Source organism: Citrobacter sp. Cpo012 (assembly GCF_030333015.1).
Classification (GTDB): Bacteria; Pseudomonadota; Gammaproteobacteria; order Enterobacterales; family Enterobacteriaceae; genus Citrobacter; species Citrobacter portucalensis.
Genome location: NZ_JAOWGR010000036.1, coordinates 130,944 through 149,379 on the forward strand (window position 1 = coordinate 130,944; position 18,436 = coordinate 149,379).

General features: G+C 53.9%; 15 protein-coding genes. 9 read left to right on the forward strand and 6 right to left on the reverse strand.

Features of this window, described 5'->3' with window-relative positions; all coding sequences use genetic code 11:
* Window positions 1-47: 47 nt before the first annotated feature.
* Window positions 48-746, forward strand: coding sequence for an esterase (gene ypfH / locus OGX90_RS07395; protein WP_057066931.1), 699 nt, complete (start codon window positions 48-50; stop codon window positions 744-746).
* Between the two features lie 103 nt (window positions 747-849).
* Here the strand turns inward: ypfH and OGX90_RS07400 are convergent, their stop codons facing one another.
* The 3 genes from OGX90_RS07400 to OGX90_RS07410 are packed head-to-tail and all read right to left on the reverse strand — an operon-like array spanning window position 850 to window position 2,565.
* On the reverse strand, window positions 850-1,050 hold the full coding sequence (locus OGX90_RS07400; RefSeq protein ID WP_003835080.1) for a YpfN family protein: 201 nt from the start codon (window positions 1,048-1,050) through the stop codon (window positions 850-852).
* 27 nt (window positions 1,051-1,077) lie between these two features.
* Window positions 1,078-2,205 (reverse strand): succinyl-diaminopimelate desuccinylase, encoded by a 1,128-nt coding sequence (gene dapE, locus OGX90_RS07405; protein WP_003037976.1) that lies wholly within the window; start codon window positions 2,203-2,205, stop codon window positions 1,078-1,080.
* 3 nt (window positions 2,206-2,208) lie between these two features.
* On the reverse strand, window positions 2,209-2,565 hold the full coding sequence (locus OGX90_RS07410; RefSeq protein ID WP_003835078.1) for an ArsC family reductase: 357 nt from the start codon (window positions 2,563-2,565) through the stop codon (window positions 2,209-2,211).
* A 389-nt stretch (window positions 2,566-2,954) separates the two neighbouring features.
* On the opposite strand from OGX90_RS07410, the gene ypfM reads away from it, so the two are divergent.
* Window positions 2,955-3,014, forward strand: a complete 60-nt coding sequence (gene ypfM, locus OGX90_RS07415; RefSeq protein WP_001386977.1) for a protein YpfM — start codon at window positions 2,955-2,957, stop codon at window positions 3,012-3,014.
* A 75-nt stretch (window positions 3,015-3,089) separates the two neighbouring features.
* On the opposite strand, the gene acrD is transcribed toward ypfM, so the two are convergent.
* Together acrD and narQ are read right to left on the reverse strand one after the other, a co-directional pair.
* Window positions 3,090-6,203, reverse strand: a complete 3,114-nt coding sequence (acrD, locus tag OGX90_RS07420) for a multidrug efflux RND transporter permease AcrD (RefSeq protein WP_286623445.1) — start codon at window positions 6,201-6,203, stop codon at window positions 3,090-3,092.
* A gap of 184 nt (window positions 6,204-6,387) precedes the next feature.
* Complete coding sequence (gene narQ, locus OGX90_RS07425; RefSeq protein ID WP_032944178.1) at window positions 6,388-8,085, reverse strand: nitrate/nitrite two-component system sensor histidine kinase NarQ; 1,698 nt, start codon at window positions 8,083-8,085, stop codon at window positions 6,388-6,390.
* Between the two features lie 260 nt (window positions 8,086-8,345).
* Between narQ and aegA the strand changes: the two genes are divergently transcribed.
* From aegA to OGX90_RS07440, 3 genes are all read left to right on the forward strand, one after another.
* A complete protein-coding gene (aegA, locus tag OGX90_RS07430; protein ID WP_008785428.1) occupies window positions 8,346-10,325 on the forward strand; it encodes a formate-dependent uric acid utilization protein AegA in 1,980 nt (659 codons plus the stop codon).
* Between the two features lie 156 nt (window positions 10,326-10,481).
* A complete protein-coding gene (gene nudK / locus OGX90_RS07435) occupies window positions 10,482-11,057 on the forward strand; it encodes a GDP-mannose pyrophosphatase NudK (RefSeq protein WP_008785426.1) in 576 nt (191 codons plus the stop codon).
* Between the two features lie 123 nt (window positions 11,058-11,180).
* On the forward strand, window positions 11,181-12,224 hold the full coding sequence (locus tag OGX90_RS07440; protein WP_079935173.1) for a DUF1176 domain-containing protein: 1,044 nt from the start codon (window positions 11,181-11,183) through the stop codon (window positions 12,222-12,224).
* Here OGX90_RS07440 and tkt read toward each other — a convergent pair.
* Entirely contained in the window at window positions 12,214-14,208 is a 1,995-nt protein-coding gene (tkt, locus tag OGX90_RS07445) for a transketolase (RefSeq protein ID WP_003835065.1), read from the reverse strand. The two genes, OGX90_RS07440 and tkt, sit on opposite strands and share 11 nt — an antisense overlap.
* A 280-nt stretch (window positions 14,209-14,488) precedes the next feature.
* On the opposite strand from tkt, the gene maeB reads away from it, so the two are divergent.
* The 4 genes from maeB to eutQ all read left to right on the forward strand — a co-directional run bounded on the left by maeB (window position 14,489) and on the right by eutQ (window position 18,432).
* On the forward strand, window positions 14,489-16,768 hold the full coding sequence (gene maeB / locus OGX90_RS07450; protein ID WP_003835063.1) for an NADP-dependent oxaloacetate-decarboxylating malate dehydrogenase: 2,280 nt from the start codon (window positions 14,489-14,491) through the stop codon (window positions 16,766-16,768).
* Window positions 16,769-16,928: 160 nt separating this feature from the next.
* Window positions 16,929-17,264 carry an ethanolamine utilization microcompartment protein EutS gene (gene eutS / locus OGX90_RS07455; RefSeq protein ID WP_003037995.1) on the forward strand — a complete coding sequence of 112 codons (336 nt, stop codon included), beginning with the start codon at window positions 16,929-16,931 and terminating at the stop codon, window positions 17,262-17,264.
* 12 nt (window positions 17,265-17,276) lie between these two features.
* Window positions 17,277-17,756 (forward strand): ethanolamine utilization acetate kinase EutP, encoded by a 480-nt coding sequence (gene eutP, locus OGX90_RS07460; protein WP_003037998.1) that lies wholly within the window; start codon window positions 17,277-17,279, stop codon window positions 17,754-17,756.
* Window positions 17,734-18,432, forward strand: a complete 699-nt coding sequence (gene eutQ / locus OGX90_RS07465; RefSeq protein ID WP_032944171.1) for an ethanolamine utilization acetate kinase EutQ — start codon at window positions 17,734-17,736, stop codon at window positions 18,430-18,432. The genes eutP and eutQ overlap by 23 nt, the downstream gene beginning before the upstream one ends.
* Window positions 18,433-18,436 lie beyond the last annotated feature (4 nt).

An 18,436-nucleotide genomic window follows, 5' to 3' on the forward strand; every position in this document is an offset into this window, starting at 1 on the left:
TGCGGTTAAGCGGCGTAGAATGATTCTCATCAGTTAAGGAGATCGCCATGAAACATGACCATTTTGTTGTTCAAAGTCCCGATAAACCCGCTCAACAGCTACTGCTGCTGTTTCATGGCGTCGGCGATAACCCGGTTGCCATGGGCGAAATCGGCTCCTGGTTTGCGCCGCTGTTTCCGGATGCGCTAATCGTTAGCATTGGTGGAGCAGAGCCTTACGGAACGACGTCCGGACGTCAGTGGTTTTCGGTGCAGGGCGTAACAGAAGAGAATCGTCAGGAACGTGTTGACGCCATTATGCCGGTGTTTATCGAAACCGTGCGCTACTGGCAGAAGCAAAGCGGCGTTTCGCCGCAGGCAACCGCGCTGATTGGTTTTTCTCAAGGGTCGATTATGTCACTTGAGAGCATCAAAGCTGAGCCGGGGCTGGCGTCGCGGGTTATCGCCTTCAATGGCCGCTATGCCACCTTGCCAGAGGCTGCAACCACCGCGACGACGGTGCATTTGATTCACGGTGGCGAAGACCGGGTAATTGAGTTATCTCATGCCGTTGCCGCGCAGGAAGCGTTAATTCGTGCCGGTGGGGATGTGACGCTGGATATCGTCGAAAATCTGGGGCACGCCATTGATGAACGCAGCATGCAGTTTGCGCTCGATCATCTGCGTTTTACCGTACCGAAGCACTACTTTGATGAAGCGCTGAGCGGCGGTAAGCCTCACGATGATGATGTGATTGCCATGATCTGATTGATCACCGTAGGCCGGATAAAACGCGAAGCGTTGCCATCCGGCACGTAATGCCCGGTGGCGCTAACGCTTACCGGGCCTACGGGAATTATCTGCCTACTAATTATTTCTTCGGTTGGTCCTTATTCGGCCAATCGTCGTCGTCATCCCATTTATCGTTAAAGTCACGATGCGGGGGAAGCTCCGGCTTGTTGGCAAGAAATTTCTTGTGATCGACGCGCTTGAGATCTTTAATCACGTTCAGCAGCACGCCTACCAGAAACACCAACACCAGAATCCACCAATATTTTGCCAGCCAGTCCATGCTCATTTCCTCTTACAGGAACACTCATCAGGCGACGAGTTGCTCCATGATACGTTGATACATACGGGCAAGCAGCTGCAGGTCGGCGGCATTAACACATTCATTAATTTTATGAATAGTGGCGTTGACCGGCCCAAGTTCTACTACCTGCGCCCCCATGCGGGCAATAAAACGCCCGTCGGACGTCCCGCCTGTAGTCAGTAACTGCGGTTTAATCTCATTATAGTGCTCAATGGCGTTCACCACTGCATCCACCAGTTTACCGCGTTCGGTCAGGAACGGCTGACCGGAAAGCCACCAGTCGACGGTATAACGCAGCTGATGTTTCTCCAGCAGCGCGTGAACCCGTGCTTTAATCATCTCATCGGTCAGCTCAGTGCTGAAACGGAAGTTGAACTGGATAAACAGTTCTCCAGGGATAACGTTGTTGCTTCCGGTTCCAGCCTGAATATTGGCAATCTGCATGCTGGTCGCCGGGAAGAATTCGTTACCCTGATCCCACTCGATCGCCACCAGTTCGTTGAGCATGGGGGCCGCGCGGTGTACCGGGTTATCGGCCAGATGCGGATAGGCTACGTGGCCCTGCACGCCGTGAATGGTCAGGTTGCAGGTCAGTGAACCACGACGTCCATTTTTCACCACGTCGCCAACGATTTCCGTGCTGGATGGCTCACCCACCAGGCAATAATCCAGTCGTTCATTACGCGCCATCAGCGCTTCAACCACCTTCACGGTGCCGTTTTTGGCGCTGGCTTCTTCGTCAGACGTTATCAAAAAGGCCAGACGACCCTGATGGTTTGGATGCTGGGCGACAAAACGTTCTGCGGCCACGACCATCGCCGCCAGTGAACCCTTCATATCGGCAGCGCCACGCCCGAACAACATGCCATCGCGAATGGTCGGTTCGAACGGTGGATTGATCCAGCGATCGACATCGCCGGCAGGCACTACGTCGGTGTGACCGGCAAATGCCAGGGTCTCACCTTTACCGCGCCATGCCCAAAAATTCTGTGTGTCACCAAAGTCCATTCGCTCAACGGTAAAACCTACCGCACGCAGGCGTTCAATCATTAACGCCTGGCACCCGGCATCATCCGGGCTCAGGGAAGGACGGCGAATAAGCTGCTGTGTCAGCTCAATGACCGGGCACGACATAGACTACACCTCATTAAAAAACAGAGTATAACTGGATTCACTGAAACCAAGCAGCATAGGCTTACCCGGCGCGCAGAGCAATGGGCGTTTGATAATTGCTGGCATTTCAATCATCAACGCGGCGGCGGAAGCCGCATCGGTGATTTGACTGCGCGTGGATTCATCGAGTTTACGCCAGGTGGTTCCACGCGTATTGAGCAGCGCCTCCCAACCTAATTCGCTGATAAAGGACTGTAATAGCGTGTTGTCCAGACCGTCGACGCGATAATCATGAAAGCGGTAGTCAATACCTTGAGCCTCCAACCAGCGTCTGGCTTTTTTAATCGTGTCGCAATTCTTAATGCCGTAAAGGGTGATCATTTGAATCCTTATTGACGTAACTTGAATATTTATTCTTTTATTCTGTGGCAATGAATAATACATATTGTCATTCAATCGTTATAGAAAAATATAACATTGTTGAACAACAGTGAATAATGATTCCTGAAAGCTCCAAAAAATACCGTATAACTAAAAATCAGAATCTGCCTGTTTGCATCAGACTGTTTTTCCATCAGAATTGCAAAAGTAGTAGATGATGTATGAATATTTCAAAATATTGCAGTAAGTCACATAAAATTTATGGGTATAGCGCATAGTGATCACATAAACCCCAAACACTGGAGGAATCAATCGCAACCATCGGTTAAATTGCCTTCTTTTAATGATGATGATTTCGTAGAATGCCCATAATAATAAGAGAGGTTGTTATGATTGAACGTGAACTGGGGAACTGGAAAGACTTTATCGAAGTGATGCTTCGTAAATAATTTTCTGGAAGAAATTCATATCCTGTAAAGGATAAAAAAAGGCGACTCAACGTAAGTCGCCTTTTTTGTGTCCGATTATTCTGGGCGTGGCTTCAATGGGAAGCGTCTGCGCACCAGCACAAAGAACAGGGGAACGAAGTAAATCGCCAGGATAGTGGCTGAAATCATCCCGCCCATTACGCCTGTCCCCACCGCATGTTGACCGCCAGAACCAGCGCCACTGCTGATGGTCATCGGCAGCACCCCGAAGATAAACGCCAGTGACGTCATCAGAATTGGGCGTAAACGTTGGTGACAAGCATGGAGCGTGGCGTCGAGCAGATCGTGTCCTTTCTCGTTCATCTCATTGGCGAATTCAACAATCAATATTGCGTTCTTCGCCGATAGCCCGATCACGGTAAGTAACCCGACCTGGAAATAAACATCGTTTTCCAGGCCGCGCATCCAGGTCGCCAGTAGCGCGCCAATAACCCCCAATGGCACGACCAGCATGACGGAGAAGGGTACCGACCAGCTTTCGTACAGTGCCGCCAGACACAGGAACACGACCAGCAAAGAAATGGCGTACAGGGCAGGGGCCTGAGAGCCCGATAGCCGTTCCTGATAAGACATCGCAGTCCATTCGAGGCCAAACCCTGTCGGTAACTGGCGCACCAGCGATTCCATCACGTCCATTGCCGTACCGGTACTGACGCCAGGCGCAGCTTCGCCGACAATCTCGACCGCGGAGTAGCCGTTATAGCGTTCCAGACGTGGAGAACCCGTTTCCCAGCGTGAAGTCGCAAAGGCCGAAAAAGGCACCATGCCACCGCTGTTGTTGCGGACGTACCACAAGTTAATGTCGTCCGGGAGCATGCGATATTTTGCTGCCGCCTGCACGTAAACCTTCTTCACGCGGCCCCGGTCCATAAAGTCATTGACGTAGCTGGAACCCCAGGCCGTTTGCAATGTGTCGTTGATGTCGTCGATGGAAACGCCCAGCGCCTGGGCTTTGCGCTGATCGATATCAATTTGCAACTGCGGGCTGTCGTCCAGACCGTTATGACGAACGCGGGTCAGGGACGTGTCTTTCCCGGCCAGCTCAATGAGTTTGTCGCGCGCGGCCATTAACGCATCATGGCCCGCACCGGCGTGATCCTGCAGCTCCATATCGAAACCGGCAGAGCTTCCGAGGCCGCTGATAGCCGGAGGGCTGCTGGCGAAGACGCGGGCTTCTTTAATCTTATTAAAGGCTTTGGTCGCACGTTCGATGATGGCGAAAGAGGTTCCGGTAGTGGTGTCGCGCTCATCCCAGTCTTTTAAGCGGACAAACATACGCGCCACGTTTTGACCGTTCCCGCCAGGGCCAGAACCGACCGTGGAAAAGACTGACATAATGTTGTCTTTCTCATGGGTGAAGTAATACTTCTCCACTTCCTCAACCACTTTCAATGTTTGCTGCTGTGTGGAGCCGCTGGGCAGCTGTACCGAGGTGGTAAACATGCCGCGGTCTTCCAGCGGCAGGAAGGAGGTTGGCAGGCGCAGGAACAGGAAAACCATTCCACCGAGCAGCAGGCCGTAGATCAGTATCCAGCGCAGGCTGCGGTGCAGAATTCTGGCAACGCCTTTTTCGTAGCGCTCGGCGTTGCGATTAAACATCCGGTTAAACCAGCCGAAGAAACCGGTTTGTCCGTGATGCTCGCCCTTATGCAGTGGTTTGAGCAGGGTGGCGCACAGAGCGGGGGTCAGGATCATCGCCACCAGAACAGACAGCACCATGGCGGAGACGATAGTAATCGAGAACTGGCGGTAAATGGCCCCGGTAGTGCCGCCGAAGAAGGCCATCGGGATAAACACCGCTGACAGCACCATGGCGATACCGACCAGCGCACCCTGGATTTGTCCCATCGATTTCCGTGTCGCTTCCCGCGGTGAGAGTCCTTCCTCACTCATAATACGCTCGACGTTTTCCACCACCACAATGGCGTCATCGACCAGCAGACCGATCGCCAGCACCATCGCAAACATCGTCAAGGTGTTTACGCTATAGCCAAAGGCGTAAAGCACGGAGAAGGTACCCATCAGGACGACGGGAACGGCGATGGTGGGAATCAGCGTGGCGCGGAAGTTTTGCAGGAACAGGTACATCACGAGGAATACCAGTGCAATAGCTTCCAGCAGGGTTTTTACCACGTCGATGATTGAGGCTTTGACAAAGGAGGTGGTTTCATAAGCCACCTTATATTCCAGCCCATGCGGAAAATATTGTGACAGCTCGTTCAGACGGTTAATGACCAGCGTTGCTGTCGCCATTTCATTGGCGCCTGAAGCCAGCTTCACGCCCAGGCCGGAGGCAGGATTTCCATTAAAGCGGCTGAGGTAATCATACTTTTCAGCACCCATTTCGACCGTCGCCACATCGCCCAGTTTAACTTCTGAACCATCCTGGTTGACGCGTAGCGTAATGGCGCGGAATTCATCCGGAGTCTGCAGTAGCGACTGGGCGTTGATCGTCGCGTTCAGCGCCTGCTTGTCCACCGAAGGCGTACCGCCAAGTTGCCCGACGGCAATCTGCGCATTCTGTGACTCGATAGCGTCGGTCACATCTTTAGCGGTCATCTGGAAACTGTTCAGTTTGGCCGGGTCAAGCCAGATACGCATGGAGTACTGTGAGCCGTAAGCGTCAATATCTCCTACGCCGTTAATACGGCTGAGTGGATCCTGAATGTTACTGGCGACGTAGTCGGCGATGTCCTGCTTATCCATTGAGCCATCGGTGGAGACAAAGGCGATAGTCAGAATATTGGTGTCCCCGGTCTTACGCACCGTGACCCCCTGATCCTGTACCGCCTGCGGCAGTTTACGCATTGCCGATTGCAGCTGGTTTTGCACCTGCTGGACGGCCTCGTCAGGATCGGTTCCGGCAACGAAGCTCAACGTAACCGTAGCCTGACCTGTCCCGCTGCTCTGCGATGACATGTACATCAGGTTATCGAGACCGGTCATGTTCTGCTCGATAACCTGGGTGACGGTGTTTTCCAGAGTCTGAGCCGAAGCGCCAGGATAGTTGGCGGTGACACGCACGTTTGGCGGTGCCAGATCGGGATATTGCTCAACGGGCAGTGAAAAAATAGCCAGGGCTCCTGTCAGGCACAACAGGATAGCTAACACCCAGGCAAAAATGGGGCGATCGATGAAAAAATTCGCCATTAAAAGAGGACCTCGTGTTTCTGCGTATCGTTATGGGTATGGCTTGCTTCACTTTAGCGGCAAGGTACGGGTCAAACGTGGAGAAAAAAAGAAGATAATGTAAATTATCATGCCCGTTTACAGCATACCTTTCGTGCCAACGCCGTCAGGCCTGGATCCAGACCCGACGGCGCTTTGCGGTTCTTTACGTTAGCTCACTGTCTGATTCAGCCGAACGGAAACTGATGCTCACCAACGTACCCCCTCCGGAAGGTTGAGAGAAGGTCAACGTGCCGCTTAGTCTTTCCGCCCGCTCACGCATAATATTGAGTCCATAGTGCCCTGCAGGCTCATGCGGCTCGCCAATGCCGATGCCGTTATCGCGGATATAAACCGTGTGGTTGCCGTCCGGAGCCGTTACGCAGCTGACGGCAATTTCGCTCGCACTGGCATGCTTAATGGCGTTCAGCACCGCTTCGCGGATGATCTGCAACAGGTGCACCTGCATTTGCGCATCCAACGCCAGCGTGGGTAACCGACAGTCGAGTGTGAGTTTAGCTGAGGTTTGATTTTGCAGCGTTTCCAGCATTTCATGCAGGGCGGAGGGTAAGTCTGCCTGCTGTAAGGTCAGACGGAAGGTGGTGAGCAGTTCGCGTAGCTGACGGTAGGCATCGTTCAGCGCCTGGGAGAAATCCGCCATAATGCTTTGCGCCGGGGCGTTATCCTCCGGGATTGAACGTTTAAGCAACGTGAGCTGAATGCGTAAATAAGAGAGCACCTGCGCCAGCGAGTCGTGCAGCTCGCGTGCAATCGTCGCTCGCTCCTCCATTAACAACAGCTGCTGAAAATGTTTTTGCGCCTGGTTGAAGTACAACCCGCGTCCCAGCATCGAGGAGACGCTGTTGAGCAGCGGAGTAGAAGCATTGACGTTTGGACTTTGCCAGTGCAGTTCGCCGTAGACGGTTTCCTGCATGGTGACAGGCAGGATCTGCATCGGTAGCTCGAGGCTTTTAGTCCCTTCGCTAATCCGCCAGTTATCACCGACAGTGAGTTCAAGGAAATACGCGGCGTCATGTTCGCGGACGATCTGTAAAATATGGCGGAAGCAGTGCACATCAATCTGGCTGGTATTTAACGCCTGCGAGCACTGATACAACACCTCCAGACGGCGATTGGCTTCGTGCAGATCGTGAGTTTTCTCGGCCACAGACGCTTCCAGCGAGCGATACAGTTTGTGTAATTCACTCGACATCTGGCTAAATGTTTTGCCCAGCAACCCCAGTTCATTAGGCAAACCGGTATCCAGCGGTGGGATATCAAATTGACCGTGTTCAATTTGCTGACTGGCCATCACCAGTTTATTCAGCGGACGCACCACCTGCTGGCGAATGCGCCGCAGGGTAAAGAAGACGAGGGTGAATATGCCGATCCCGCCCGCCAGCGAGATGCCAAATACCAGCATTACTTTACGTTCGGCATAATGCTGCAACGCCAGCACGAAGAGATCGATCTGATCGACGTAGTTGTTGATGTTGGCCTGGTACCATTTTAAATCGCCGTCGATCAGGCGGGCGTTCATTTCCAGCCAGTTAGCATGCAGACGTCCATAGCGGCTTTTTACCGCTTGTGGCACATACCACGCGTTCAGATTCTGTAATGCTGGCGAGTTTAGCGCCTGCTGGAAAAGCTGGCGGTGGGCATTAAGCTGCGGGCTCTGGCTTTGTAGATCGTAACCCAGACGGTAGCTTTGCATGCGCAATGAGCCAGCAACGTTGATGGCTTCGGCATCTCGCAAGCTGCTGGTCAGCGTGAGCAGCGCAATACCCGTTGAGAGAATCGACAGCATCACTATGTAGAAAAAAGCTTTAGCCAGACTGGCCGAGACCGGACGCTTTACCGTCACTTGTGCATCCTCACACAATACACGTCGCGCCTGAAAACAGCGTGAACGATGCGGTGTATTTGATAAATGTTAATAAAACGCCATGAAACTGGATGGTAACTGAAACACAATTTCATATGCGATGAAATAAATTGATCTGCCACAGGTTCTGGATAAATAGTTGTGCTTCCTGGGCAAATGAACATTGCCGCTTCCTTCCGTGTCGGTTAATAACACTCTTATAAAGAATAAGGTTTTTGCAACCAAAAAAGAAGGAAGCCATGAATCGTTTTATTATGGTCAATAGCCAGCAGTGCCTGGGATGCCATGCCTGTGAGGTCGCCTGCGTCATGGCTCACAATGGCGAACAGCATGTCCTGAGCCAACGGCATTTTCAGCCCCGAATTACCGTCATTAAGCATCAGCAGCAGCGCAGCGCGGTGACCTGCCACCACTGCGAAGATGCACCCTGCGCCAGAAGTTGCCCAAACGGGGCAATTAGCCATGATAACGACAGCGTTCAGGTGAACCCGCAAAAGTGTATTGGCTGTAAATCGTGCGTTGTAGCCTGCCCTTTCGGCACGATGCAGATCGTACTCACTCCCGTCGCCAAAGGGAAGGTGAAAGCTACCGCGCACAAATGCGATCTGTGCCAGGGGCGTGAACAGGGACCCGCCTGCGTAGAGAACTGTCCGGCGCAGGCGTTACAGCTGGTGACGGAAAATTCGCTTACCGGTCTGTCAAAAGCGCGCAGGCTGCGTACCGCAAGTCTGGAAAGCCAGCCATGGCATGCCAGCACTACCGATTTTGTTCCACATGTCATCACTAAACGTGAGCAAATGCAGGCGACGCCTGCGCGCGGGGAGCCGGATAAACTGGCGATTGAGGCCCGGAAAACCAGCTTTGAAGAGATCTATCTGCCGTTTCGTACGGCGCAGGCGGAGCGCGAAGCCTCTCGCTGCCTGAAATGCGGCGACCACAGTATTTGCGAATGGACCTGTCCACTGCATAACCACATTCCGCAGTGGATTGAACTGGTCAAAGCCGGGAATATCGACGCGGCGGTTGAGCTTTCTCACCAGACCAACTGCCTGCCGGAGGTGACCGGACGCGTATGCCCGCAGGATCGACTCTGCGAAGGGGCATGTACGGTGCGTAGCGAGCATGGCGCAGTTACCATCGGTAATATTGAGCGTTACATCTCCGATCGGGCGCTGAGTAAAGGATGGCGACCGGACTTAAGCCATGTGCAGAAAGTGGACAAGCGTGTTGCCATCATCGGTGCGGGTCCGGCGGGTCTGGCCTGTGCGGATGTGCTTGCGCGCAGCGGCGTCAGCGCTACCGTTTACGATCGCCATCCTGAAATTGGCGGTTTGCTGACGTTCGGTATTCCGGCCTTCAAGCTGGACAAATCGCTGCTGGCGCGTCGCCGTGAAATCTTCAGCGCCATGGGCATTCATTTTGAACTTAACTGTGAAGTGGGTAAGGATGTCGCGCTTGAAAAGCTGCTGGAGGATTACGATGCCGTGTTCGTGGGCGTAGGAACCTATCGTTCCATGAAGGCGGACCTGCCAAATGAAGACGCGCCAGGCGTATATGATGCGCTGCCGTTCCTGATTGCCAACACCAAGCAGGTGATGGGGCTGGAGGAACTGCCTGAAGAACCGTTTATCGACACCGCCGGACTAAACGTGGTTGTGCTGGGCGGAGGCGATACGGCAATGGACTGTGTGCGAACCGCCCTGCGTCATGGCGCAAGCCAGGTGACCTGCGCCTATCGTCGTGATGAAGCCAACATGCCCGGCTCGAAAAAAGAGGTGAAGAACGCCCGGGAAGAGGGGGCAAATTTCGAGTTTAATGTTCAGCCGGTTGAGCTGGTGTTGCATGCCGATGGGCGAGTCAGCGGTGTGCGTTTCTTACGTACCCAACTTGGTGAACCTGATGCACAGGGCCGTCGTCGCCCGGTTCCCATTGCCGGGAGTGAGTTTGTGATGCCCGCAGATGCGGTGATTATGGCGTTTGGTTTTCACCCACATGGCATGCCGTGGCTGGAGTCGCATGGCGTTAAGGTCGATAACTGGGGGCGCATTGCCGCCGATGTTGAAAGTGCATACCGTTATCAAACCAGTAACCCGAAAATCTTTGCCGGTGGTGACGCGGTACGCGGTGCAGACCTGGTGGTGACGGCTATGGCGGAAGGGCGGCACGCCGCCCAGGGGATCGTCGACTGGCTGGGCGTAAAATCAGTCAAATCTCATTAATCGGCGAGTAGGCCGGATAAAACGCGTTAGCGTTGCCATCCGGCAATGTGCCGCATGAATGCCTGATGGCGCTTTGCTTATCAGGCCTACATTGTTCCAAGACAAACCCGGTTTCACGGCGTAGTATTATTTCTCACTTCTTGCTGTGGAGCCGGTATGTCGCAAAAAATTACCCTCATCAAAGATAAAGTCCTTTCCGATAACTACTTCGTCCTGCGCAATATCACTTATGACCTGACCCGTAAGAATGGAGAGGTGATCCGTCACAAACGTGAGGTTTACGATCGTGGCAACGGCGCCACAATTCTGCTGTATAACCCGGAGAAGAAAACGGTGGTGCTCATCCGCCAGTTTCGCGTTGCGACATGGGTCAACGGTAACGAAGACGGTCAACTGATTGAAACCTGCGCCGGGCTGCTGGATAACGACGAACCGGAAGCATGTATTCGAAAAGAGGCGATTGAAGAGACCGGCTTTGAAGTGGGTGAAGTACGTAAACTGTTTGAGCTATACATGTCGCCGGGCGGTGTGACGGAAATAATCCACTTCTTCATCGCGCAATACCGTGACAGTCAGCGGACAAACGCGGGTGGCGGCGTGGAAGATGAAGATATTGAAGTTCTGGAACTGCCGTTCACACAGGCGCTGGAAATGATCAAAACGGGTGAGATCCGTGACGGTAAAACGGTGCTATTGCTGAACTATTTGCAGTCATCGCATCTCATGGACTAATGCGCGGGATTTATATTTCTTTACAAATTTACGGCCAATCCGACGATTCTTATTGAGCCACATCAGTCGCGCAAGGAAGATACCGCTTAGGCTGTGTGTTTTGACTTCGGGGTTGTACCGTCCATGCGCTATCGCGTTATTCTCCTTTTCCTGCTCGGGTTGCTACCCGCCCGATTGCTGTGGGCTGCGCCCGCGCAACAGGCGTTTTCTGACTGGCAGGTGACGTGTAATAACCAAAATTTTTGCGTGGCGCGCAATACCGGAGAGCACCACGGCCTGGTCATGACCTTGAGCCGCAGCGCCGGGGCACATACCGACGCCGTGTTGCGTATTGAGCTGGGCGGGCTGGAATCGTCCAGCGTCAAAGAGAGCGATATTGCGCCGCGCCTGCTGTTGGATGGTGCGCCACTCTCGCTGAGCGGCGAGCACTGGCGCATAACTCCCTGGCAGCTGACGACCGATGATCCCGCCACCATCAGCGCATTTTTACAAACCGTACAGGACGCGAAGGCGATTACCCTGCAAAAAGGTGCGCAAAACCTTTCGCTGGTCGGGCTAAAAGCCGCATTGTTGTTTATCGACGCCCAGCAAAAACGGGTGGGGAGCGAAACCGCATGGATTGAAAAAGGTGACGAGCCTCCGCTCAGCGTACCTCCGGCCCCCGCGCTGAAAGGTGTAGCGGTCATTAATCCAACGCCAACGCCTCTCTCACAGCAGGAGCGCGGTGAACTGCTGGACTATGGTAACTGGCGGATCAACGGTATTCGTTGCTCTATCGATCCGCTGCGTCGCGAGATGCGCGTCACGGCCCTAACAGATGATAAAGCGCTGCTGATGATTGGCTGTGAGGCCGGGGCGTATAACACCATCGATCTGGCGTGGGTGGTTTCACGTACGACTCCGTTGACTTCACGCGCGGTACGGTTAAGCCTGCCGTTTAAAACGGATGCAGAAAGTCGCGATATGGAGCTGACCAACGCTACGTTTGACGAGAAGTCGCGGGAGCTGGTCACCCTCGCTAAAGGACGAGGGTTGGCAGATTGCGGTATCCAGACCCGCTGGCGCTACGACGGTCAACGTTTTCGCCTGGTGCGCTATGCCCAGGAGCCAAGCTGCGATAACTGGCATGGGCCAGATGCCTGGCCCACACTGTGGATCACGCGTTAAGCACCTTGTGCGCTTTGTCGACGATGTTATCTACCGTAAAGCCGAAGAACGGGAACAGTTTGTCCGCTGGAGCCGACTCTCCATAACCCGTCATCCCAACAATTGCCCCTTTCAGCCCGACATATTTGTACCAGTAGTCAGCAATTCCTGCTTCTACCGCCACGCGAGCGCTGACGTTTGCTGGCAGGACCGATTCCCGGTACGCCTCATCCTGGGCGTCAAAGATATCGGTTGAGGGCAGAGAAACCACTCGCACGTTACGACCTTCGCCGGTCAGTTTTTCCGCTGCCAGCAGCGTGATTTCCATTTCTGAACCGGTAGCAATCAAAATAACATCCGGCTTACCGCCGCCATCCTTCAGCACATAGCCGCCGCGGGCAATTTGCTGCACCTGCTCTGGCGTGCGCTCAACCTGTGCCAGATTCTGCCGCGAGAGGATCAGCGCAGTTGGCCCGTCATGACGTTCGACTGCCAGCTTCCAGCCTACTGCCGCTTCAACCTGATCGCACGGTCGCCAGGTACTGAAATTAGGCGTCAGGCGCAGGCTGGCGAGCTGTTCAACGGCCTGGTGCGTAGGACCATCTTCCCCCAGACCAATTGAGTCGTGGGTATAAACCATGATTTGTCGGGCCTTCATCAGCGCCGCCATACGCGCGGCATTTCGGGCATATTCGACAAACATCAGGAACGTGGCGGTGTACGGTACGAAGCCCCCGTGATGGGCGATACCGTTGGCAATCGCCGTCATACCAAATTCACGCACGCCGTAGTGGATGTAGTTTCCTGCATGATCCTCTTTAAGAGAGGAGGAGCCTTTCCAGATGGTCAGGTTGCTGGGGGCCAAATCCGCCGATCCGCCAAGCAGCTCTGGCAGTATAGGCCCGTAGGCGTTAAGGGTATTTTGCGAGGCCTTACGGGTGGCGATTTTGGCCGGATTGGCCTGCAGCTCGGTAATATATTTCTGGGTTGTTGCCTCCCACTCTTTCGGCAGCCCACCGCTCATCCGGCGAGAAAACTCTGCCGCCAGTTCCGGGTAGGCTTGTTGGTAAGCTGCGAATTTCTCCTTCCAGCCCTGTTGCGCTTTTTCGCCTTTCTCGCGTGCGTCCCACGCCCGGTAAATCTCTTTGGGGATCTCAAAAGCAGGATGATGCCACCCCAGCTTCTGCCGGGTCAGTGCCACCTCTTCTTCGCCCAGCGCAGCGCCGTGCGCTTCCTCTTTCCCTGCTTTATTTGGTGAGCCAAAACCAATCACCGTGCGGCAGATAATCAGCGATGGTTTATCGGTAACAGCCTGCGCTTCCTGAATGGCTTTTTTCACCGCCTCTGGGTCATGACCGTCAATGTCGTGTACCACATGCCAGTGATAAGCCTCAAAGCGTTTTGCAGTATCGTCGGTAAACCAGCCGTCGGTTTCACCATCAATCGAGATGCCGTTGTGATCGTAGAAGCCAATGAGTTTGCCAAGCCCCAGCGTGCCCGCCAGCGAACAAGCCTCGTGTGAAATACCCTCCATCAGACAGCCGTCGCCCATAAAGACCCAGGTAAAGTGGTTAACAATCTCATGGTCCGGCTGGTTAAACTGCGCTGCCAGCGTACGCTCGGCAATGGCCATGCCGACGGCGTTGGCTAAACCCTGACCCAGCGGTCCTGTCGTGGTTTCCACGCCCGGCGTGTAGCCAATTTCCGGGTGCCCTGGCGTCTTCGAATGGAGCTGACGGAAGTTCTTTAATTCTTCGATTGGCAGGTCGTAACCGGAAAGATGCAACAGGCTGTAAAGCAGCATTGAAGCGTGGCCGTTGGACAGAATAAACCGGTCACGATCGTACCAGGTGGGATCGGTCGGGTTATGGCGTAGAAAATCGTTCCACAGAACTTCGGCGATATCGGCCATCCCCATTGGTGCTCCAGGGTGGCCGGAGTTAGCTTTTTGGACGGCATCCATACTTAGCGCACGAATGGCATTGGCAAGCTCTTTACGGGTCATAGGAAATACTCCTTGAAAAGTAAAGTGTTAGATGCGTGTTGTGATTCACACTTTTGGGAAAATTGCGGGCGTTGTCAGCAAAAAGCATAGCAGACAGGCATGGTATTGCTGGATTAAGCAGGTAACATGGTTGTTATAAATTGATAACAAATTCTTTCTTTGAATGGTGAGAGTTTGGGGACCTTCAAAGTTTGTACCGTTGACTGAGGTGATAATGTGCGGCTCAGTAGAATGGTTACCCGCGCCACTTTTTTGATAGATACGTGAAAGGAACAACAAGATGGATGACCAGTTAAAACAAAGCGCCCTCGATTTCCACGAATTTCCGGTACCCGGTAAAATCCAGGTTTCTCCGACCAAGCCTCTGGCAACGCAGCGCGACCTGGCGCTGGCCTACTCGCCGGGCGTGGCTGCACCGTGTCTTGAAATTGAAAAGGATCCGCTGGCAGCCTACAAATACACCGCGCGCGGCAACCTGGTTGCGGTTATTTCCAACGGCACAGCGGTGCTGGGCCTTGGCAACATTGGCGCGTTGGCCGGCAAACCGGTGATGGAAGGTAAAGGCGTTCTGTTTAAGAAATTCGCCGGGATCGACGTGTTCGACATTGAAGTCGATGAACTCGATCCGGATAAGTTTATCAATGTGGTTGCGGCCCTGGAGCCCACGTTTGGCGGTATCAACCTCGAAGATATTAAAGCGCCAGAGTGCTTCTACATTGAGCAAAAACTGCGCGAGCGCATGAATATTCCGGTCTTCCACGATGATCAGCACGGTACGGCAATCATCAGTACTGCCGCTATTCTGAACGGTCTGCGGGTGGTTGAGAAAAATATCTCTGACGTGCGCATGGTGGTGTCTGGTGCAGGTGCGGCGGCGATTGCCTGTATGAACCTGCTGGTAGCGCTGGGTATGCAGAAACACAATATTGTGGTCTGTGACTCCAAAGGTGTGATTTACAAAGACCGCGAACCGAACATGGCGGAAACCAAAGCGGCTTACGCGGTGGTGGATGACGGTAAGCGTACGCTGGATGATGTTATTGACGGCGCAGATATTTTCCTCGGTTGCTCGGGTCCGAAAGTGCTGACGCAGGAAATGGTTAAGAAGATGGCGCGTGCGCCAATGATTCTGGCACTCGCCAACCCGGAGCCGGAAATCCTGCCGCCGCTGGCAAAAGAGGTGCGTTCCGACGCCATCATCTGCACCGGTCGCTCAGACTACCCGAACCAGGTTAACAACGTCCTGTGCTTCCCGTTCATCTTCCGCGGTGCGCTGGATGTTGGTGCTACCGCCATCAACGAAGAGATGAAACTGGCGGCGGTGCACGCCATTGCTGAGCTGGCGCATGCCGAGCAGAGTGAAGTGGTGGCCTCTGCTTATGGCGATCAGGACCTGAGCTTCGGCCCGGAATACATCATTCCGAAACCGTTCGACCCGCGTCTGATCGTCAAAATCGCCCCTGCTGTGGCGAAAGCGGCGATGGACTCCGGCGTGGCAACGCGTCCGATTGCCGACTTTGACGCTTACATCGATAAGCTGACTGAATTCGTCTACAAAACCAACCTGTTCATGAAGCCGATTTTCTCCCTGGCACGCAAAGCGCCGAAGCGCGTGGTGCTGACCGAAGGGGAAGAAGCGCGCGTACTGCACGCTACCCAGGAGCTGATCACGTTAGGGCTGGCAAAACCGATCCTGATCGGTCGTCCGAGCGTGATCGAGATGCGCATCCAGAAACTGGGTCTGCAGATCAAAGCGGGCGTCGATTTTGAAATCGTCAACAATGAGTCCGATCCGCGCTTTAAAGAGTACTGGAGCGAGTACTACCAGATTATGAAGCGTCGTGGGATTACCCAGGAGCAGGCGCAGCGTGCGGTGATCGCCAACACTACGGTGATCGGCGCAATCATGGTACAGCGCGGCGAAGCGGATGCGATGATCTGCGGTACGATTGGCGACTACCATGAGCACTTCAGCGTGGTGAAAGAGGTATTTGGTCATCGCGACGGCGTGCATACTGCCGGGGCGATGAACGCCTTGCTGCTGCCAAGCGGTAACACCTTTATCGCCGATACCTACGTCAACGACGATCCTACGCCTGAGCAACTGGCGGAAATCGCCGTGATGGCGGCAGAGACCGTGCGTCGCTTTGGTATCGAACCGAAGGTGGCGTTGCTGTCGCACTCCAACTTTGGTTCCTCTAACTGTCCGTCGGCCAGCAAAATGCGCGACGCGCTGGAGCTGATTAAGGCGCGCGCGCCAGAGTTGATGATTGACGGCGAAATGCACGGCGACGCCGCGCTGGTGGAAAGCATCCGTAATGACCGCATGCCGGACAGTCCGTTGAAAGGCTCAGCGAATATTCTGGTGATGCCAAATATGGAAGCTGCCCGTATTAGTTACAACTTACTACGCGTTTCCAGTTCTGAAGGCGTAACGGTTGGCCCGGTGCTGATGGGGGTTGCGAAACCGGTTCACGTATTAACGCCGATCGCCTCTGTTCGTCGTATCGTTAATATGGTGGCGCTGGCGGTTGTAGAAGCCCAAACGCAGCCGCTGTAATTTCACTTTAATTTATTTCCGGCGCGGGTTTCTCCCGCGTCTTTTTATTTTCCCTTTCTTAGTGATCTACTTCACCTTTTAAACCTGGTTGCCGAATTTTGTTATTTACTCTGACAAAAAATTGCCACGATGAGGGCAGTTTTAGCGGAGGCGGTGAGCAATGGAAAAAGAACGCATTATTCAGGAATTTGTGCCGGGGAAACAGGTCACGCTGGCGCATCTCATTGCGCACCCCGGCGAGGAATTAGCGAAAAAGATCGGCGTACCCGAAGCGGGCGCTATCGGCATCATGACGCTGACGCCAGGCGAAACCGCGATGATTGCCGGTGACTTAGCCATGAAGGCGGCGGATGTACATATCGGTTTTCTCGATAGATTCAGCGGCGCACTGGTGATCTACGGTTCGGTAGGCGCAGTAGAAGAAGCGTTATTACAGACGGTAAGCGGTCTGGGTCGATTATTAAATTTCACTTTGTGCAACCTGACAAAAAGTTAATCAGAGGCGGCGATGAAACGTATTGCATTTGTCGGTACGGTGGGGGCGGGGAAAACAACGCTCTTTAATGCGCTACAGGGGAATTATTCCCTCGCCAGAAAAACACAGGCCGTGGAGTTTAATGAAAATGGCGATATCGATACGCCAGGGGAATATTTTAGCCATCCGCGTTGGTATCACGCCTTAATTACCACGCTGCAGGATGTCGATACGTTGATTTATATACACGCGGCAAATGATAAAGAAAGTCGCTTACCTGCCGGGCTGTTGGATATCGGCGCCAGTAAACGACAAATCGCCGTTATCAGTAAAACGGACATGCCGGATGCCGACGTCGCCGCAACGCGACAACTACTTCGCGGGATGGGGTTTCAGGAGCCGATTTTTGAGCTCAATAGCCATGACCCGCGCAGCGTGCAGCACCTGGTGGATTATCTGACTGAGCTCAGCCAAAAGGAGGAAAGGGCAGGTGAAAAAACTCATCACAGCTAACGATATTCGTGCGGCCCACGCACGCGGCGAACAGGAAATGTCGGTTGTTCTGCGCGCCAGCATCATTACCCCGGAGGCGCGCGAAGTTGCGGAGCTGCTGGGCGTTACCATCAGTGAATGCGATGAATCCGCGCCAACTGCTGCTGTACCGGCGGCGGTTGATGATGGCAAAACGGAAAGCCAGCGCATTCGCGAAACCATCATTGCGCAGTTACCGGAAGGGCAGTTTACCGAAAGCCTGGTCGCCCAGCTGATGGACAAAGTTATGAAGGAGAAGCAGTCGCTGGAGCAGGGCGGAATGCAGCCGAGTTTTAACTCGGTAACCGGCAAAGGCGGCGTCAAAGTCATTGACGGCAGCAGCGTGAAGTTTGGTCGTTTTGACGGCGCGCAGCCGCACTGCGTGGGCTTAACCGATCTGGTGACCGACCAGGACGGTAGCAGCATGGCCGCCGGGTTCATGCAGTGGGATAACGCTTTTTTCCCATGGACGCTGAACTACGACGAAATCGACATGATTCTGGAAGGCGAGCTGCACGTTCGCCACGAAGGCGAAACCATGATTGCAAAAGCCGGGGACGTCATGTTTATCCCGAAAGGTTCCAGCATCGAATTTGGTACGCCATCGACGGTGAAGTTTCTGTATGTGGCCTGGCCTGCGAACTGGCAGTCCTGCTAAGGCG

What these genes read in the sequence shown, in the direction of transcription:
- ypfH (WP_057066931.1), top strand. Translation starts at nt 48, where the DNA reads ATGAAACATGACCATTTTGTTGTTCAAAGTCCCGATAAACCCGCTCAA.
- OGX90_RS07400 (WP_003835080.1), bottom strand. Translation starts at nt 1,050, where the DNA reads ATGGACTGGCTGGCAAAATATTGGTGGATTCTGGTGTTGGTGTTTCTG.
- dapE (WP_003037976.1), bottom strand. Translation starts at nt 2,205, where the DNA reads ATGTCGTGCCCGGTCATTGAGCTGACACAGCAGCTTATTCGCCGTCCT.
- OGX90_RS07410 (WP_003835078.1), bottom strand. Translation starts at nt 2,565, where the DNA reads ATGATCACCCTTTACGGCATTAAGAATTGCGACACGATTAAAAAAGCC.
- acrD (WP_286623445.1), bottom strand. Translation starts at nt 6,203, where the DNA reads ATGGCGAATTTTTTCATCGATCGCCCCATTTTTGCCTGGGTGTTAGCT.
- aegA (WP_008785428.1), top strand. Translation starts at nt 8,346, where the DNA reads ATGAATCGTTTTATTATGGTCAATAGCCAGCAGTGCCTGGGATGCCAT.
- nudK (WP_008785426.1), top strand. Translation starts at nt 10,482, where the DNA reads ATGTCGCAAAAAATTACCCTCATCAAAGATAAAGTCCTTTCCGATAAC.
- OGX90_RS07440 (WP_079935173.1), top strand. Translation starts at nt 11,181, where the DNA reads ATGCGCTATCGCGTTATTCTCCTTTTCCTGCTCGGGTTGCTACCCGCC.
- tkt (WP_003835065.1), bottom strand. Translation starts at nt 14,208, where the DNA reads ATGACCCGTAAAGAGCTTGCCAATGCCATTCGTGCGCTAAGTATGGAT.
- maeB (WP_003835063.1), top strand. Translation starts at nt 14,489, where the DNA reads ATGGATGACCAGTTAAAACAAAGCGCCCTCGATTTCCACGAATTTCCG.
- eutS (WP_003037995.1), top strand. Translation starts at nt 16,929, where the DNA reads ATGGAAAAAGAACGCATTATTCAGGAATTTGTGCCGGGGAAACAGGTC.
- eutP (WP_003037998.1), top strand. Translation starts at nt 17,277, where the DNA reads ATGAAACGTATTGCATTTGTCGGTACGGTGGGGGCGGGGAAAACAACG.